Annotated in this window: 21 protein-coding genes; 11 read left to right on the forward strand and 10 right to left on the reverse strand. The window is 34.1% G+C overall.

Translation table 11 applies throughout. The features are described 5' to 3' along the window. Positions 1–48: 48 nt before the first annotated feature. On the reverse strand, positions 49–501 hold the full coding sequence (locus H8R22_RS07500; protein WP_187009840.1) for a tRNA (cytidine(34)-2'-O)-methyltransferase: 453 nt from the start codon (positions 499–501) through the stop codon (positions 49–51). Positions 502–545: 44 nt separating this feature from the next. Further along, complete coding sequence (locus H8R22_RS07505) at positions 546–1,121, reverse strand: pseudouridine synthase (RefSeq protein WP_187009841.1); 576 nt, start codon at positions 1,119–1,121, stop codon at positions 546–548. Between the two features lie 165 nt (positions 1,122–1,286). On the opposite strand from H8R22_RS07505, the gene H8R22_RS07510 reads away from it, so the two are divergent. After that, positions 1,287–1,661, forward strand: a complete 375-nt coding sequence (locus H8R22_RS07510) for a hypothetical protein (protein ID WP_187009842.1) — start codon at positions 1,287–1,289, stop codon at positions 1,659–1,661. An 88-nt stretch (positions 1,662–1,749) separates the two neighbouring features. On the opposite strand, the gene H8R22_RS07515 is transcribed toward H8R22_RS07510, so the two are convergent. Then, positions 1,750–2,943: an alkaline phosphatase family protein gene (locus H8R22_RS07515; protein WP_187009843.1), complete on the reverse strand. Its 1,194-nt coding sequence runs from the start codon at positions 2,941–2,943 to the stop codon at positions 1,750–1,752. A 169-nt stretch (positions 2,944–3,112) separates the two neighbouring features. Here H8R22_RS07515 and rmuC point away from each other — a divergent pair, with 169 nt between their 5' ends. From rmuC to H8R22_RS07535, 4 genes are all read left to right on the forward strand, one after another. Further along, positions 3,113–4,483: a DNA recombination protein RmuC gene (gene rmuC / locus H8R22_RS07520; protein ID WP_187009844.1), complete on the forward strand. Its 1,371-nt coding sequence runs from the start codon at positions 3,113–3,115 to the stop codon at positions 4,481–4,483. 6 nt (positions 4,484–4,489) lie between these two features. Further along, on the forward strand, positions 4,490–4,855 hold the full coding sequence (locus H8R22_RS07525; RefSeq protein ID WP_187009845.1) for a 6-phosphogluconate dehydrogenase: 366 nt from the start codon (positions 4,490–4,492) through the stop codon (positions 4,853–4,855). A 5-nt stretch (positions 4,856–4,860) separates the two neighbouring features. Further along, complete coding sequence (locus H8R22_RS07530) at positions 4,861–5,409, forward strand: acyl-CoA thioesterase (protein ID WP_187009846.1); 549 nt, start codon at positions 4,861–4,863, stop codon at positions 5,407–5,409. 113 nt (positions 5,410–5,522) lie between these two features. After that, positions 5,523–6,059: a YceI family protein gene (locus tag H8R22_RS07535; RefSeq protein WP_187009847.1), complete on the forward strand. Its 537-nt coding sequence runs from the start codon at positions 5,523–5,525 to the stop codon at positions 6,057–6,059. 4 nt (positions 6,060–6,063) lie between these two features. Here the strand turns inward: H8R22_RS07535 and H8R22_RS07540 are convergent, their stop codons facing one another. Next, the gene (locus H8R22_RS07540; RefSeq protein WP_187009848.1) at positions 6,064–6,972 is read right to left on the reverse strand and encodes a TIGR01777 family oxidoreductase; all 909 of its coding nucleotides are present in this window, start codon (positions 6,970–6,972) and stop codon (positions 6,064–6,066) included. Between the two features lie 112 nt (positions 6,973–7,084). Here H8R22_RS07540 and H8R22_RS07545 point away from each other — a divergent pair, with 112 nt between their 5' ends. The 6 genes from H8R22_RS07545 to H8R22_RS07570 are packed head-to-tail and all read left to right on the forward strand — an operon-like array spanning position 7,085 to position 12,115. Then, positions 7,085–7,744: a TetR family transcriptional regulator C-terminal domain-containing protein gene (locus H8R22_RS07545; protein WP_187009849.1), complete on the forward strand. Its 660-nt coding sequence runs from the start codon at positions 7,085–7,087 to the stop codon at positions 7,742–7,744. Next, entirely contained in the window at positions 7,745–9,043 is a 1,299-nt protein-coding gene (locus H8R22_RS07550) for an ABC1 kinase family protein (protein WP_187009850.1), read from the forward strand. A 3-nt stretch (positions 9,044–9,046) separates the two neighbouring features. Next, positions 9,047–9,328 (forward strand): TIGR03643 family protein, encoded by a 282-nt coding sequence (locus H8R22_RS07555; RefSeq protein WP_187009851.1) that lies wholly within the window; start codon positions 9,047–9,049, stop codon positions 9,326–9,328. A 25-nt stretch (positions 9,329–9,353) separates the two neighbouring features. Next, positions 9,354–10,037 carry an SDR family NAD(P)-dependent oxidoreductase gene (locus tag H8R22_RS07560; RefSeq protein WP_187009852.1) on the forward strand — a complete coding sequence of 228 codons (684 nt, stop codon included), beginning with the start codon at positions 9,354–9,356 and terminating at the stop codon, positions 10,035–10,037. A gap of 41 nt (positions 10,038–10,078) precedes the next feature. Further along, a complete protein-coding gene (folE, locus tag H8R22_RS07565) occupies positions 10,079–10,678 on the forward strand; it encodes a GTP cyclohydrolase I FolE (protein WP_187009853.1) in 600 nt (199 codons plus the stop codon). Between the two features lie 18 nt (positions 10,679–10,696). Then, positions 10,697–12,115, forward strand: coding sequence for an SDR family oxidoreductase (locus tag H8R22_RS07570; RefSeq protein ID WP_187009854.1), 1,419 nt, complete (start codon positions 10,697–10,699; stop codon positions 12,113–12,115). Positions 12,116–12,375: 260 nt separating this feature from the next. On the opposite strand, the gene H8R22_RS07575 is transcribed toward H8R22_RS07570, so the two are convergent. The 6 genes from H8R22_RS07575 to H8R22_RS07600 all read right to left on the reverse strand — a co-directional run bounded on the left by H8R22_RS07575 (position 12,376) and on the right by H8R22_RS07600 (position 18,019). Continuing rightward, positions 12,376–13,671 (reverse strand): cryptochrome/photolyase family protein, encoded by a 1,296-nt coding sequence (locus tag H8R22_RS07575; protein ID WP_187009855.1) that lies wholly within the window; start codon positions 13,669–13,671, stop codon positions 12,376–12,378. Then, entirely contained in the window at positions 13,671–14,135 is a 465-nt protein-coding gene (locus H8R22_RS07580) for an SRPBCC family protein (RefSeq protein WP_187009856.1), read from the reverse strand. The genes H8R22_RS07575 and H8R22_RS07580 overlap by 1 nt, the downstream gene beginning before the upstream one ends. 170 nt (positions 14,136–14,305) lie before the next feature. Beyond that, positions 14,306–14,746, reverse strand: coding sequence for a sterol desaturase family protein (locus H8R22_RS07585; RefSeq protein ID WP_187009857.1), 441 nt, complete (start codon positions 14,744–14,746; stop codon positions 14,306–14,308). A 27-nt stretch (positions 14,747–14,773) separates the two neighbouring features. Next, a complete protein-coding gene (locus tag H8R22_RS07590; RefSeq protein WP_187009858.1) occupies positions 14,774–15,616 on the reverse strand; it encodes a phytoene/squalene synthase family protein in 843 nt (280 codons plus the stop codon). A gap of 1 nt (position 15,617) precedes the next feature. Next, positions 15,618–17,087, reverse strand: coding sequence for a phytoene desaturase family protein (locus tag H8R22_RS07595; protein WP_187009859.1), 1,470 nt, complete (start codon positions 17,085–17,087; stop codon positions 15,618–15,620). A gap of 17 nt (positions 17,088–17,104) precedes the next feature. Next, a complete protein-coding gene (locus H8R22_RS07600; RefSeq protein WP_187009860.1) occupies positions 17,105–18,019 on the reverse strand; it encodes a MerR family transcriptional regulator in 915 nt (304 codons plus the stop codon). Positions 18,020–18,080 lie beyond the last annotated feature (61 nt).

The following is an 18,080-nucleotide window of genomic DNA, read 5'->3' on the forward strand; positions in this document are numbered from 1 at the left end:
TAAAAGGATGCCGCTGCTATCTGGGCTAGTAGACCATAGGATCACAGACTATTTCAGTGCTATCTGGCGTTTAGCTTCTCCAATCACGAAAGCAACAGAGTTTGCGATGTTAAAGCTACGAATCAATTTTGACATCGGAATCGTTAAATGATTTTCAAATTCAGATAAGACGTCCTGACTTAAACCCACACTTTCTTTACCAAATACCAACCAATCCCCATCCTGAAAATCAGTTTCTAAATAGGATTTTTCGGCATGCGAACTCATCAAAAAGACTCTCGATTTATCAGGAATTTGGCTAATCCACTCATCAATAGTATCGTATTCCGTTACATCCAAGTGAACCCAATAATCCAATCCTGAACGCTTCAAGTTTTTATCATTAATAACAAATCCAAAAGGATGAACTAAATGCAACCGACTATCAGTCCCTACACACAACCGACCAATATTTCCTGTATTATTAGGGATTTCTGGCTCTACCAAAACAATATTTAACATGGAATAAAATTTTAAATTTAAAGCTTAAAAGCGCAACGATCTTATTAATATGCATCAAAAAAATTAGTTACCTCTCGCACCTCTCCTGCTTTTAAGTTTTGCAAATGTACTGTTCCTATGCGAACTCGTACTAATCTCAAAGTGGGAAAGCCAACTGCAGCCGTCATTTTTCGTACCTGCCTAAATTTTCCTTCATTGACCGTAATCGATGCCCACGAGGTTGGACCATGGCGTTCATCCCGAATTTTTTTTCCTCTCGGTCCAAAATCAGGAATTTCACTAATCAAGCGGGCTTCACATTTCTTAGTCCGGTATTTACCGCCATCAAAACCTATTTCGACTCCGTCTTTCATAAGATCAATGGCCTCTTGCGTAATTACACCATCTACTTGCACATAATACTCCTTATCTACTTTTTTAGATCTAATTTGTTCACTTACTTTTCCATCGGTAGTTAGTAACAACAAGCCTTCGGAATCTTCGTCTAGCCTACCAATAGCCATCGTACCTTCAGGAAAATCATGTAATTCCCCCAATAGTTTCTTTTTACGTTTCAATTCGTAAATAAATTGACTTAAGTAACCGTACGGCTTATGACAGATAAAATGATGATGGGACATAGACTTATTTTGATTTAGAAAAGTCAAAGATAATCTACTTTTATAAACTTCAAAAAACTAAACCATTCCTTAGAAAATCTAAAAAGGATGTTAAACAATTATATATATTTAAATAAAAGTCATAATTTTAAGACAAACAAATTATAAAATTTAAAACTATATACTATGCAAAACAAAGATAAAAGTACTCATAATGAGCCTGAAGTACCTAGCAACAATAAAGAAGCAAACGGCAAAATAAACAATGACAATAAGCAAGACGCTATGCTTAATGAGGAAATAGAGATTGATGCTGAGGGAAAGGAAACAATAGTTAAAAGAGCACATAATGCTGATGGAAGCGTCGCTCACATCCCTGAAGAAGATCGAACTTGGAACGAAAACGAAAGTTTGAGCCGAGGTGTTACAACAGAGGAAGAAGCTATGAAAACAGTAGAGAATGAAGACTTAAACTCAGACATTACTGCAAACCGCTATCCTAACTCTCATCCAGACAATCATAAAGATAGAGGAAACATGAAATTAGGGGACGACGAATAAAAACTATCGAAACTTATAAATGAGCCATTACTAACCACAGTTAGCAATGGCTCATTTTTAATCTAAAACAAAACTACTCATACATTTTCTACTCATCTAACATTCTTTTTACTTCTGAAAATTGACCATCTGTTGCTTCAATTTTTAGACCGAGAATATGAGCAATTAAGTTGTAAACGCTTACGTTTTGAAAAGTTGACACCTTTTTATTGATTTTAAAATTAGGCCCTTTTGCATAAAAAATAGCATGCATATCCTTTATCTTATTGTCGTAACCATGTGTACCTCCCATTATTTGCTGGTTAGAATTTTTTACCAAACTATACCCTTTTTTTGCTTCAATAACATAGTCTAAATTTCGCTTATTAGAACCTAAATGCAGTCGTTTAGGGATAGCTTCCGATTTCCAAAATCGAATGTTTGGCACCCGGGACAATGCCTTACTCACTGAGTCTTTAGCCTCTGCTGTGGTACGAATACTCATAATGGGATTAATGACATCGGCCTGCTCCAGCCAATTCGGTTTTAAATAATCTAGGACAACTATTTTCTTATTATCGCTTATCTCCGTCATCCCGTGATCTGCTACCACAATCAAATTTACACGCTTCCCAATTGCTAATGCATCTATTTTTTTTGACAATACACCAATTATGGAGTCCATCTTTTGAACCATAATTCTATTCTCTTGCGATAAAGGGCCAAAGGTATGTCCTGTATGATCTGGCTCATCAAAATATAATGTGATCAAATGCGGCCTCTCTTGCTCTGGTAATGCAAGCCATTGTAAAACAGTTTCTATGCGAGCCGTATAAGGTACTGAAGCATCATACGTTTTATAAATACTTGGGCTTTTTTCTCCCGTATCTGATCCTGGCCAGTAAAAAGAGGCTGTTTTTACTCCTTGTTCTTCTGCAACATTCCAAATCGGATTTCCACCGTAAAAACTTGCATCCGTTTTAGCACTACTTCCCAATGAAAATTTCTTTTTTGTTGTAGGGTCATAAAAACTATTATTAACAATTCCATGATGGTCCGGATACAAACCTGTTACAATGCTATAGTGATTAGGAAAAGTCTTTGTTGGATAGGAAGGCTTCATTGACTTTGCCTTTACTCCGTTTTTAGCCAATTCATCTAAATTAGGTGTTTCAAAATACTTATTATAATCCCATCTAAATCCATCCAATGATACTAGGACTACGTACGGTTTTTCATTTTGCTGCGCATAATTTGAAATAGATAACATAATCCCGAACAACATCACTATATATTTCTTCATTTTCTATTTTTTACTTTTTGGTAAAGATATTATATCCCACGGTTTTTTATTGTTAAGAAACTATAATTAAAATTTGGACAAAACTGACGAAACTACTATTTCTATCCAAAAGATTCCTCTCACCATTGATATAAATCCTTACTTTTACCTTTTGCAAAAACTCTTATTAATGTCTGACCTTATTTCTTTTTTATTTATCTTCCTCATTGCGCTTGTACTTGGTCTTTTTCTTGGAAAATTAATTTTTTCCGCTCGTTTTCAATCTGAAAAAATCAGTTTGGAAGAGAAGCTAATTGCTTTACGGACACAGTTCGAGCAACAAAAATCACAATTTTTGAATGATAAAAACACTGTGGAAAAACAATTAGAACTATTTAATTCTGAAAAAGAAACTATTCGACGTGAAAAGGATAGTTTGGCAATACAGCTATCAAAAAAAGAAGTAGATTTTGAAAACCTATGGGAACGCAATAAAGAGCAAAAAGACGAAGTTGAAAAGCTTCAAGAAAAATTCACCAAAGAGTTTGAAAATTTAGCTAATAAAATTTTAGACGAAAAATCAAATAAATTCACTGAACAGAATAAAGAAAACATGAAAAACATCTTGTCGCCTTTGCAAGACAAGATTCAATTATTTGAGAAAAAAGTAGAAGACACCCATAAGGAAAGTATTGACTATCATGCGGCTTTGCGTCAGCAAATTTTAGGATTACGTGAGATGAACATTCAAATGAGCAAAGAAACTATTAACCTTACCAAAGCGTTAAAGGGTGATAGCAAAATGCAAGGGAATTGGGGCGAACTGGTGTTAGAACGTGTATTAGAAAAATCAGGCTTAGAAAAAGGGCGTGAATACGAAGTACAGCAAGCCTTTACTAGAGAAGATGGCAGCCGCGTATTTCCTGATGTAGTAATTAATTTACCTGATGGTAAAAAGATGATTGTCGATTCTAAGGTTTCGTTAACCGCATATGAAAAATATATTAATGAAGAAGATGATGAGATAAAAATTAGCTATTTAAAAGAGCACGTAAACTCTATAAAACGTCATGTGGAGCAATTAGGAAACAAAAATTACCAAGATTTGTATCAGATTGAAAGTCCTGATTTCGTTTTATTGTTTATTCCTATCGAACCAGCATTTGCGATGGCTTTGAATGAAGACACTACTTTATACAACAAAGCATTCGAAAAAAACATCGTAATTGTAACCCCTGCTACATTACTTGCTACATTGCGAACTATAGATAGTATGTGGGCAAATCAAAAACAACAAGAAAATGCCTTCGAAATTGCAAGGCAAGCAGGCGCATTGTATGATAAATTTGAAGGTTTTGTAACTGATTTAATAAAAATTGGTAAAAAAATTGATGAAAGCAAGACAGAATATAGCAGTGCAATGAATAAATTAGTAGATGGGAAAGGAAACCTAATTACTAGTGTTGAAAAATTAAAGAAAATGGGAGCTAAAGCTAAAAAATCGCTTCCAGAGAGTATTATCAATCGAGCCAACAAGGAGGATAACGAACTATTAAACTAAACCATTATGAAAAAATTTATTTACGTGCTTACTGCAGTTGTTCTATTATCAGTAGTAGGTTATTTTACATTTATTTACAACGCAACCTACAGCGAAGGGGTTCGCTCAGGCCAACTAATAAAATTTAGTAATAAAGGGATAGTTTTTAAAACTTGGGAAGGTGAAATAAGCCAAGGAATTTCTGGAGCACAAATCTTTTCCTTTTCAGTATTAGACAAAGACAAACGAGTCATAACAGATTTGCAAAAATTTGAAGGCAAATACATCAAAGTAAAATATATTGAACGTTATAAAACTTTTGCTTGGTGGGGCGATTCAAAATATTTTATTATCGATGTAAAAGAAGAAGACTCTCCTTACCGCTTTAAATAAATAATATGACAAATAATTATAAAACGGTTGAATCATCAGATATCACCATTTCAGAGCTAATGCTTCCCTCTCACACTAACTTTAGTGGTAAAATTCATGGAGGTTACATTTTATCACTGCTAGATCAAATCGCTTTTGCCTGTGCTTCTAAATTCTCAGGCAACTATTGTGTAACTGCCAGTGTAGATACGGTAGATTTTCTCAGTCCTATAGAAGTAGGTGAATTAGTAACAATGAAAGCTAGCGTAAACTATGTAGGTAATAGCTCTATGATTGTAGGTATTCGAGTTGAATCAGAGAATATCCAGACTGGCGCTAAAAAGCATTGTAATTCCTCCTACTTCACGATGGTATCTAAAGATGCGCAGGGAAATAACGCCAAAGTACCGGGTTTAATACTTTCTACTGAAAAGCAAGTAAGACGTTTTATTAATTGTCTAAAACAAATATCATTGAAGAAAGAAAAAGATCGACATGAGGAACACTATGATTATGGTAGTAAGGAAGCAATAGACAATTTAGCCCAATATCGGGTTTCTGTTCAAATACATTAAGAATAAAAAAGTGGTGACTTATATTGAGCTTTAGAGGGGTGTTTTTTCAGTAAAAAATTAGAAAATAACCTTATTTTTTCGTAACTTTAGTAGTGGACTAAAAAGCTAAGAAAATGAAAAAAACACTACTCCTCCTCTTGCTTAGTTTCATTACTGTTGGTGCTCAAGAAAAATGGAGCACAGATAAAGCTTTGGTATCTTTTGAAGCTTCAGTTCCTTTTTTTGAACCTATACAAGCTAAAAGCAGTACCACACATTGTCTTTTAAACATAAAAAAAGAAACAATTGTTTTTGTGGTTTACGTAAAGGATTTTCGTTTTGAAAGATCACTGATGCAACAACATTTTAACGAAAACTATTTAGAGACTAAGAGGTATCCAAAAGCCATCTTCAAAGGAACAATATTGAAATTTGATTTATCTAAAATTAACAATTTCCAAAGTACATATGTAGTTGAAGGTACCATTACAATACATGGTAAGTCCAAAAAAATGCGAGTTCCCGCTTATTTTAAAAAAATTGGAAACAAATTAGAATTGGCAACTAGTTTTAACCTGAATACAGATGACTTTAATATTCAAATACCGTATCTCGTTCGTGATAAAATCGCAAAAAATGTACACGTAAGTTTGGTGGCAATGCTAGAATAAATATCTATACACACGACCTTATTGCGTCCTCTAATTTTTGCCATTTGAATGTGAAACCTACTGACTTTATCTTTTCGTTTGACACTCTTCTGCCGGTTAAAAGCAGTTTTGCCATTTCCCCGAGTGCTAATTTCATTAAAAAAGCGGGTACATTAGGTAGCCAAATTTTATATCCATAAACGCTAGCAAAGGTATCTGAGAAGCTAGCATTTGTAGTATCATCAGTAATAGCAGCATTATAAGCACCACTCATATCTGTATTTTCTAGTGCTTCAAGGTAAATAGCACACAAATCATCAATATGAATCCAAGGCATGTATTGTGAACCTGAACCTAAAGCCGCACCCAGTTTGTATTTGAATATTGGCTTCAGTTTTTCAAGAAAACCATCATTTTTACCTAAAACTAATCCGGTCCGAACTTTTACAGTGCGGATACCTTCTCTTTGAAATTCATTTGCTACGGCCTCCCATTTTTGACAAGTTAAACCCAAGAAGTCATTAGCAGGTTTCTGCTCTTCGACACAAATAGCCTGCCCATTAATCGCTCCATATATACCTACTCCGGATGCAGATATAAATGCCTCTAGTTTTTTACTATGTTTTTTTACCACACCATAAATAAGTTGCGCAGACTGTTCTCTACTATTAATGATAGCTTCCTTACGTTCTTTTGTCCAGCGCTTGCCAGCTATGTTTTCGCCAGCTAGATGAATAATGTAGTCAGCTTTAAGGACTGACTCTTTATCGATAACCTGCTTTTTAACATCCCATGTGTAATAAAATACGGAATCTGTATTATTTTTTTTTGTCCTACTTAAGATCGAAACACTGTATCCATTTTCCAATAACAAATCTGTTAAATGCCTCCCAACAAAGCCCGTACCTCCCGTAATCAAAACATTTTTTTTCATAACTTTATTGTTTAAATTCTACTCAGGTAAAGATACAAAATAAATTTTGTTTAACTTTACCGAATAATTGTTAAACATTTATTATCTTTATACTCTAAATAAACAAGAAAAAATGGCAACCAAGAAATCTAAAATAACAAAAGAATCTATTGTGTCTATGTATATGAACTACACTTTAGAACATAATGAGAAGCCTAAGTCAGTATATCTCTTTACTAAAATGAATGATTTTACCGAAGCTGAATTCTACAGTTTTTTTGGTAATCTAGAAAATATTGAGACAATAGTATACGATATGTTTTTTGAAAAAACAGTCGAATTGATTCATACTGATGCGAACTACGAGACCTATGACATGAAAAGTAAATTACTCAGTTTTTACTTTACATTCTTCGAATTGTTAACAGCTAACCGTAGTTATGTTTTGATGAGTTTGCAACAAAACAAAAATCAACTCAAAAACTTGATGCAACTATCAAGCTTACGAACAAGTTTTAAAAATTACATTGCTGAAATTACTACAGATGAAATTTTAATTGAGCAGGAAAAAATACAAGAATTACAAGAGAAAGCAATTCAAGAAAGTGCATGGGTACAATTCCTCTTCACTTTGAAATTCTGGATGGAAGATGGATCGGCAGCCTTTGAGAAAACAGATATTTACATTGAGAAATCAGTAAAATTAAGTTTTGACTTAATGAATATCGCGCCAATCAACAGCCTTATTGACTTTGGGAAATTTATTTTCAAAGAAAAAACACAAAAAAAATAAATGAAAACAATCGATTATATTCCAACCTCAAAAATTGAACGAGCTACAAAACTCGTGCAAACAGGAGCAAAAGTGGGTGTGAATTATTTAAAATATTACGGAGAGAAAATCGTTAATTCTGATTTAACTCGTGATAAACTGAATGAAAGCAATGCCGAAGACATATATGACGGACTTAAAAGCTTAAAAGGTAGCGCCTTGAAAGTAGCTCAAATGTTAAGCATGGATAAGAATTTCTTGCCGCAAGCTTATGTTGAGAAGTTTTCATTGTCACAATTCTCAGTTCCACCACTCTCAGCTCCGTTAGTGCTAAAAACATTCAAAAATAATTTTGGGAAAACTCCTTATGAGATATTTGATGAATTTAATCCTAATTCAGTTAACGCTGCGAGCATTGGTCAAGTTCACTTAGCAGTTAAAAACAACAAAAAGTTAGCAGTTAAAATTCAATACCCGGGAGTTGCTAACAGCATTTCATCTGACCTCGCTTTAGTTAAACCTATAGCTATCAGAATGTTTAACTTACAAGGAAAAGACTCTGATAAATATTTTAAAGAAGTTGAAGACAAATTAATTGAAGAAACGAATTACTTATTAGAATTAAAGCAAAGCCAAGAAGTTGTGGCGGCTTGTAAAAAAATAGAAAATTTAGTTTTTCCAGAATACTATCCTGAATTTTCATCAGAGAAAATTATCACTATGGATTGGATGTCAGGTGTACATTTATCTGAATTTAAAAATTCTGATCCTATCGTGGCAAATAAAGTAGGTCAAGCATTGTGGGATTTTTATATGTATCAAATACACATACTTAAAAAAGTTCACGCTGATCCACATCCAGGAAATTTTTTGATTAACGAAAAAGATGAACTAGTTGCATTAGATTTTGGATGTATGAAAACTATCCCTAACGACTTCTACGTTCCTTATTTTGAATTAATTGACAAAAACGTAATCGATAATAAAGCACTGTTCAAAGAAAAGCTATTTAATTTAGAGATTTTGAGAACAGATGACACTAAAGAGGAGATTGCATATTTCACGCAAATGTTTCATGACTTACTTTCTTTATTCACGCAACCTTTCCAATCAGAGACTTTTGATTTTTCTGATGAAGTATTCTTTGAAAATATTGCTAAACTAGGAGAACGTTTTGCAAATGATACTAATTTGAAAAAAATGAATGGTAACCGAGGATCTAAACATTTTATCTATATCAATCGAACTTTCTTTGGTTTGTACAACCTTATGTTCGATTTGAAAGCGGAGATAAAAGTAAATGATTATTTAAAATATTAGCAAATGGTGGCAGCACATTTAACTAATTTAGAAAAAGACCGCGTCATTGAAATGGCTTGGGAAGACCGTACCACTTTTGAAGCAATTCATTTACAGTTTGGTTTAAAAGAGCAAGAGGTGATCGATTTGATGCGAGCTGAAATGAAGCCTTCTAGCTTTAGAATGTGGAGAGCTCGTGTACAAGGTCGAAAAACCAAGCACGAAAAGCTACGTAACTTTACTGAAGGACGCTTTAAATGCACAATGCAAAGACAAATAAATAACAATAAAATATCCAAGCGCTAGTCGATTGGCTCATAAAAAATCAATTATGAAAAACATAGTTATAGTAGGTGGTAGTAAAGGCATAGGTAGCGCTATTTTATTACAACAGTTAGAAAATAATTACATTTATAACATTAGCAGAAATGCACCAGAAATTACGCATCCTAACTTGAAACATTTTCCATTAGACATCTTACAAGATTCACTTCCGGAAATTGAAAATGTAGATACCTTAATTTATTGCCCAGGATCTATTAACCTAAAACCAATCGGTAATTTGAGCATTGATGATTTCAGAAATGACTTTGAAATCAATGTTATTGGAGCGGTTAAAACGATTCAAAAATACTTACCTGCCTTGAAAAAAGGAACCAATCCATCGATTGTACTTTTTAGTACCGTTGCAGCAAAACTAGGTATGCCTTTTCATGCGAGTATCGCGACAGCAAAAGCGGGTGTAGAAGGTTTAGTAAAATCATTAGGAGCAGAACTAGCAGCGACGATTAGAATCAACGCTATTGCTCCAACTATTACGGAGACTTCTTTATCTGCAAACATCTTAAGAAATGATAGAATGAAAGACATGATGATAGAACGCCATCCCATGAAAGGATATCTAAAACCATCTGAAGTGGCAGATATGGCTGACTTCTTAATCTCAGACAAAGCAAAATCAATTTCAGGACAAGTTTTTGAAATGGACTACGGAATTGTAACTTTTAAAATATAATTATCACTCAATACAGCAGAAGCAAGCACATGATCAAAGAAATGAAAAACTACGAAAAAAAAGAGCAATATAACGCAGAGACAACCGCTTTATTAGCCGAAAATTATAAAACCATTATTCACGGTTTAGGAGAAGATGTAACTAGAGAAGGTTTAGAGAAAACGCCTGAAAGAGTTGCAAAAGCTATGCAGTTTCTAACACATGGATACGCATTAGACCCACTAGAAATATTAAAAGGAGCCCTTTTTACTGAAGATCATAGCCAAATGATTGTCGTAAAAAACATCGAACTCTATTCTATGTGTGAACACCACATGCTTCCATTTTTTGGAAAAGCACACGTTGCCTACATACCAAACGGGAAAATCGTTGGACTAAGTAAAATCCCAAGAATTGTTGATGCTTTCGCTAGAAGAATGCAAGTACAAGAGCGATTAACAGACCAGATTAAAGATTGTATCCAAGAAGCGCTTGAACCACTTGGTGTCGCTGTTGTAATTGAAGCGCAACACATGTGCATGCAAATGCGTGGTATTGAAAAACAAAATTCTTTCACAACTACATCGTCTTTCACAGGTGCGTTTGAAAAAAATAAGACAAGAAAAGAATTCATAAGCTTAATTTCGAACAAATTGAGCTAAAACTTAAAACATAGAACGATGAAAATTCTCTTAACAGGCGCAACAGGCTATATCGGAAAAAGACTATTACCCATTTTAATAGATCAAGGTCACGATATTGTATGTTGCGTAAGAGATTTGAATCGCTTTTTTGTTCCACTTCCATTCAAGGATCTGGTTTCAGTTGTAGAAGTAGACTTTTTAAAAAAAGAGACACTACAAGCCATACCATCAGACATAGATGCTGCCTATTATCTTATTCACTCCATGTCAAGTTCTGCCGATAATTATGACAAACTAGAAAAAGAATCTGCACTAAACTTTGTCTCCCAAATCAATAAGACTAAAGCGCAGCAAGTAATATACCTTAGCGGAATTATTAATGACGACACGCTGTCTAAGCATCTATCATCCCGAAAAAAAGTAGAAGAAACATTAAATACGGGTACCTATGCTATGACAACCTTAAGAGCAGGAATTATTGTAGGCTCTGGTAGCGCCTCATTCGAAATCATTAGGGATTTAGTAAATAAACTACCCGTAATGATTACTCCCAAATGGCTTAATACACGTTGCCAACCAATTGCAATTACAGATGTGCTTGAGTTTTTATCAAAATCCTTACTTAATCGTGCTACATACAATCAAAGTTTCGACATTGGAGGACCGGATATATTAACTTATAAAGAAATGCTTTTAGGTTTTGCTAAAGCTAAAAATCTAAAACGTTGGATATTTACTGTTCCGGTAATGACACCAAAACTTTCCTCCTACTGGCTCTATTTTGTTACTTCAACGTCCTATAAATTAGCAAGTGCTTTAGTAAGTAGTATGAAAGTAGAGGTTGTTTGTCGAGACACTAGAATTAACGAACTTTTAGGTGTAACTCCTATGTCCTATGATCTAGCACTATCAAGGGCATTAAGTAAAATTGAAAGCGATACCGTTGCCTCTAGCTGGAAAGACTCGCTAGTTAGTGGCCGATTTAAGACTAACATCTCTTCCTATTTAAAAGTACCTAAGAAAGATTGTTACATTGACCGTCGCAAAAAAGAAATCATTGATAGAGACTACACCATCAAACAAATATGGTCTATAGGTGGAGAAACCGGATGGTATTATGGCGATTGGTTATGGGATTTAAGAGGTTTTCTAGATAAACTTTTTGGTGGTGTTGGCTCTCGAAGAGGGCGAACCAATAAACATGAAATACATGCTGGAGATTCTTTGGACTTTTGGCGCGTACTTTACGCTGATAAGGAAGTAGGTAAGATAGTGCTGTTTGCTGAAATGAAACTACCTGGAAAAGCATGGTTGGAGTTTAAAATAATAGGAAATACACTGTATCAATCTGCTACATTCCAACCTAGAGGAATTTGGGGAAAATTATATTGGTATTCCGTCTTGCCGTTTCATGGATTTATATTCAAAGGAATGCTGAATAAGTTGATTAAATAGTTTTAAGGAGCACTTTCCAGCTATCCACTATATCTTTCCTTTTTTAAAGAAAAAAAGCAAAGGATGCCGTTACTATATGGGCTAGAAAAATGAAATTATCATAAAAATATACTCTAAATTCACAAACTAATTCTCATGAATTAAAATGAGATAAATAAGCCACTTAGTACCTTACGCTTTTCTTAGAATTTTTATCAAAGTCAACTTTAGTTCCTTTCTGTGAGTATAAGTAACGTACAACTGCTCCCTCACTCTAGGTATTACTTCAGTATACCAGCTTTGTAAGTTGCGATTGCCCTATCACGTGCAAAAGCATGTTCTACCATAGGAGCACAGTACCCTAAGTCAAACTCAGGAATCCATTTACGAATGTATCTTCCTTTTTCGTCAAACTTTTTAAGTTGAATTTCAGGATTAAATACTCTAAAATAAGGAGCAGCATCACAACCTGTACCAGCTGCCCACTGCCAGTTACCAACATTAGCAGACAAATCGTAATCTAATAATTTTTGAGCAAAATAAGCTTCGCCCCATTGCCACTGAATCATGAGATGCTTAATTAAAAAACTAGCCACTACCATGCGTACGCGGTTGTGCATATATCCAGTCTCATTGAGCTGACGCATTCCAGCATCAACCATTGGATAGCCTGTTTTTCCTTCACACCATCTTTTAAAATCGGCCTCATTATTGCGCCACTCTATTCCGTCATAAGCTGATTTAAAATTGTGAGTGACCACTTTTGGAAAACTAAAAAGTATCTGCATAAAAAATTCACGCCAAATCAATTCACTTAAAAAAACACCGTTTGATTGCGCAGCATAATTGACCATTTTACGAATACTTACCGTACCAAAGCGTAAGTGAGGTGATAAATAAGATGTGGAATCTACAGCAGGAAAATCACGTGTTTCTTCGTAATTAGAAACTCCTTTAAAAGTATAAGGTTTCACTTTTATTTTACTTTCAACAAAACCAATATCTTCAAGAGTTAGTAAAGAAGAAGAACTTTTAAAGAAATTACTATAAAACGCTGTACCATTGTATTCTTGTACTGGTGCAGTACTTTTATAATTCTCTAACCACTTGTTTTTATAAGGAGTATAAACGGTATAAGGTAAACCATCAGCTTTGGTAATCTCTTTTTCTTCAAAGATAACTTGATCTTTAAAAGAATAAGAAATTATATTATTATGATCTAAGAATTCACAAATCGCTTCGTCTCTTTTGATCGCGTATGGCTCGTAATCTTTATTAAAAAAGACTTCTTTAATGTCGTACTCATCTACTAGAGACTGCCATACTTCTTTAGTACTTCCGTTTTTCACCAACAATGAGCTGCCAATTGATTGTAATTCTTTATGGATCGTTGTTAAGTTTTCATGTATAAAAGTAACCCGAGCATCATCTTTAGGCAGTTTATCTAAAATATCTGTATCGAAAATAAACAATGGAATAATAGGAAAATCACTCTTTAAAGCATGAAATAAACCAATATTATCCTCTAGTCTTAAATCGCGTCTAAACCAAAAAAAGGAAACCGCTACTCTACTCATTATTTTATATTAAACATTTTGTCAACTGCTTTTTCTCTAAAATCAAAAATCTCTTTTAATTTATTCTCAACTACTAATGTGTTCATAATACGTCCTAAAAAACCAAGCGGTAAACCGTAGTGAACTACATCAGTCATCTTGACACCACCATCTGGAGTTGCCTCAAAAAAGTGTTTGTGGTGCCATAAAGAATATGGCCCGAAGCGCTGCTCATCTATGAAATAACTATTTTCCTTTACCGCAGTGATTACCGTCATCCACGACAAGGTAATACCTAATAATGGTCGCACTTTGTATTGTATAACTTGGCCTGGATAAACTGTTTTGCCATCATAATCGGTTATTTCAAAACCCATATCTGATGGCGTAATTTTTTGTAAATTTCGTGGGCTAGAGAAAAATGACCAACATTCCTCCAAACTAGCAGTAACGTGTTGAACAGATTCTTTTTTATATATTTTCATCAGAGATGTTATTTGATATTTGAATTGCATACGCTGCGTCGCGTGAGGGATTGCAACGGAGCTCTTTATAAACACGACTTTTTAGTCGTGTTTATAAAAGCGGGAGTATAAAGCCCGACCTATTTATAAATCGATTTTCGGATTTATAAATAGATCACGCCCTACTATTATTACATTTTATAATATTTGAAAGGAACGAATAGCATTCCGAATACCCTACTGTCTTCCTTGCCCATATTTTTATGGTGTACTTTGTGTCCTTTACGTAAACCAATCAAGTACTTATTATTCGTATTCTTGAACCATTTAAAACGTTGATGAATCAGGACATCGTGAATCATAAAATAACTAAGACCATAGGCAAAAATACCTAACCCAATAAAAAACAGATAATTGAAACCTGCCTCAGCACCAAAATAAAACAAAGCTATTGACGGTATGGCAAAAATCACGAAAAATATGTCATTGCGCTCAAAGGGGTGCTCGTATTTTGGCTGATGGTGATCTTCATGAAAATACCACATAAAGCCGTGCATCACGTACTTATGTGTTAGCCAAGTAACGCACTCCATAATAAGGAAAACCGCTAAAAAAATCAAAAAGGATATCATTGTATTTAATTTTTAATTGTATTGTATTTACTGAACTAAACGTAATTTATAGGTAACAAAAGACTGTGCTAAGAGCCCCGCTTTTGTATAATTAGAGACGCGTATACGAGAATTACCTATCTCGTGATATGGCGTGTTTTTTAGTTTGGTTAATAACTTTTTGTAATAAACATAAGCCGTATAAACCCCAAATTTAGCTTCCATTGGCAACTTAACTATTCCTTGGTAAGCGACTCTAAAGTCTTCTTCGATTTCTGTGATAATAGCCGTTTTAGCATTTTCATCAAAAGATTTAAGGTCAACACCTGGGAAGTAGTTTCGATTTAAAAGTAGATTGTCGTCCTTTAAATCGCGCAAGAAGTTCACTTTTTGGAAAGCAGATCCAAGACGCATTGCCTCCCCTTTTAATGCTTCGTATCGATCATCGTGACCAGAAACAAAAACTCTTAAACACATTAATCCTACTACATCAGCAGAACCATATATGTATTCTTCATATTCTTCTTGACTGTTATAATCAGATTTTACTAAATCTAATTTCATACTTTTCAAGAATGACTGTATCATATCATCCGTTATATTATATTCTTTCACAGTTTGTTGAAAAGAATTTAATATTGGATTTAAACTTATGCCTAAGTTATAAGCTTTATAATATTCTTTTTCGAAATCATCAATCAGGACTTCCTTGTCAAAACCATGAAACGAATCTACAATTTCGTCAGCAAAACGTACGAAACCATAGATGCTGTAAATAGCATCCCTTATACTTGGCGACAGCATGTAAACTGCCAATGAAAATGAAGTAGAATAGTTTTTAGTTACTAATTTACTACACTTAAAAGAAACATCGTCAAATAATTGCTTCATATTATTTTTGTAAAAATTGTTTATTAATCAAATCCGACACTAATTTACCCGAAATTAATGCAGGAGGTACTCCAGGGCCAGGAACCGTTAATTGCCCGGTAAAATATAAGTTACGAACTTTTTTACTTTTTAGTTTAGGGCGAAGAAAAGCAGTTTGCAACAAGGTGTTTGCCATTCCATATGCATTCCCTTTGTAGGAGTTGTATTCCGAAACAAAATCGTTCTTGCAAAATGACTTTTTAAATATAATATTTTTTTTGACATTTTGTTTAGTAACCGACTCAAATCGATTCATTATTTTTTCAAAGTACTCTTCTCTTAAGTCCTCACTGTCATTAATTCCAGGTGCTAACGGAACTAAAAAGAAAGCAGATTCCATTCCTTCTGGAGCAGCACTCTTATCCGTAACAGAAGGGAAATTAGCGTAGAACAACGGCTCATCTGGCCACTTTGGTTCATCATAAATATCTCTTGCATGTTGATAAAAATCAGTGTCAAAAAACAACGCATGATGCGACATATTTTCTATTTTTTTATCAAAACCAACATAAAAAAGTAAGGAAGAAGGTGCAAAAACACGACTGTCCCAGTACTTTTCAGAATACGCACGGTGCTCTTGATCCAATAATGTTTCGGTATGATGGTAGTCTGCACCGCTTAATACTAAATCAGAATCGATTCTTTCACCATTTACTACAATGGCTTTCGCTGTTTTATTTTCGACAATTATTTTCTCGATATTTGAGTTGGTGTGAAAAACAACTCCAAGCTCTTCGGCTAGGCTTTTCATGGCACGCACTACGTCAAACATCCCCGTTTTTGGATGCCAAGTTCCAAGTCCAAAGTCGGCATAATTCATAAAACTATAAAAAGAGGGCGTATCAGAAGGTTTTGCTCCCAAAAAGAGAACTGGAAATTCTAATATTTGAATCAATTGCTCATTCTTGAATTTTTTGCGAACATCGCGACTTATATTACTAAAAAACTCACCCACTTTTTTCGCTGTTTCTACCGTAACTAATTCTAGTGGAGAAACGCCTGGACGGTATACTAAATCTTTAATGGCAATGTTGTAATTACTTTGAGCTTCCATCATGAAATCATGTAAGACAGCACCGCTCCCTTTTTCTATTTTTTCAAATGTTGCTTCTATTTCACGTAAATTATCAGCGATCGCTATAAACTCATCCACACCAAAATAAACTCTGTAGGCCGGAGATAGCTTTATCAACTCATAATAATCAGTTGTTTTCTTACCAAAATCAGCAAAAAAACGATCAAAAACATCAGGCATCCAGTACCAACTTGGCCCCATATCAAAAGTAAAACCATCAATTTTTAATTGTCGTGCTCTACCTCCTACTGATTCGTTTTTTTCATAAACATGCACGTCATGACCACTTTTAGCTAAATACGACGATGCTGCTAAAGCAGAGAATCCCGAACCTATTATTGTAATTCTTTTCTTCATTTGTCTAGCAAATATAATTAATCGTTAAACAAGTTTTCAATATTATCTGTTAATTCTTTAATAGAATTATAGATCGTTATCTGTTCTGACAGGCCTTTGCGATCTAAAAACTCAACTAATCTTCCAGTGAGCCACAATTCAGTTTTATCATCAAGCAAAACATCAGTCATTTCCTGAACGTATTCATCTATAACAGTTCGGTCTGGCTGGACGGTAAAGAAGGAAACAAAAATAATAGATTCAAAATGTTTTTTAAGTTCCTTTAAACTTTCAATTGGCATACTTTCGCCCAAGTATATACTTTTGTATCCACTAAGCAGTATCTCATAATGTAAATACATTAGTCCTAACTCGTGGATTTCATTCATAGGAAGTGACAAAACAAAAACCTTCCCTTTTTTTGTAGCTTCTACCTGTTGCAATTTCTCTGAGTTTACCAATAACTTCTGTTTGATAAGATAACTTACAAAATGTTCATGAGCAGGAGATATTGTATCTGTTTGCCATAACAATCCTAACTCATTTAACAATGGAATAAAGACTTGATGAAAAATTTCTTTGAAAGATTTCTCTTCAATTAGCCAGTTATATGTGTTCAAGAAAAGTTCCTGATCAAAGTTCATCATTGCCATCTTAAACGCACTAATAGCATGACTTTTAGCATTTTTAGACGAAACAATCTCGCGTACTAATGATGGGATTTTGTCCTCAGGATAAGAAGCAATTTTGGATATTTTATAGCCGTATTCATGTAGCAAGGTGATGTTTAACAATTTCTGTAAGCTTGCTAAGTCATACAATCTAATGTTAGTATCTGTTCGCATAGGTTGTAATACATTGTATCTTTTTTCCCAGATACGAATAGTATGTGCTTTGATCCCTGAAAGGTTTTCAAGATCCTTGATACTAAAGACATTTTTTACATTGTTCATCGTTTTTCCGTATTTGATAAACAAATGTAAAACAAAATATAGTGAAAACAGCTAAAACTGT

Origin of the sequence: Flavobacterium kayseriense, from assembly GCF_014305095.1 — a bacterium.
Classification (GTDB): Bacteria; Bacteroidota; Bacteroidia; order Flavobacteriales; family Flavobacteriaceae; genus Flavobacterium; species Flavobacterium kayseriense.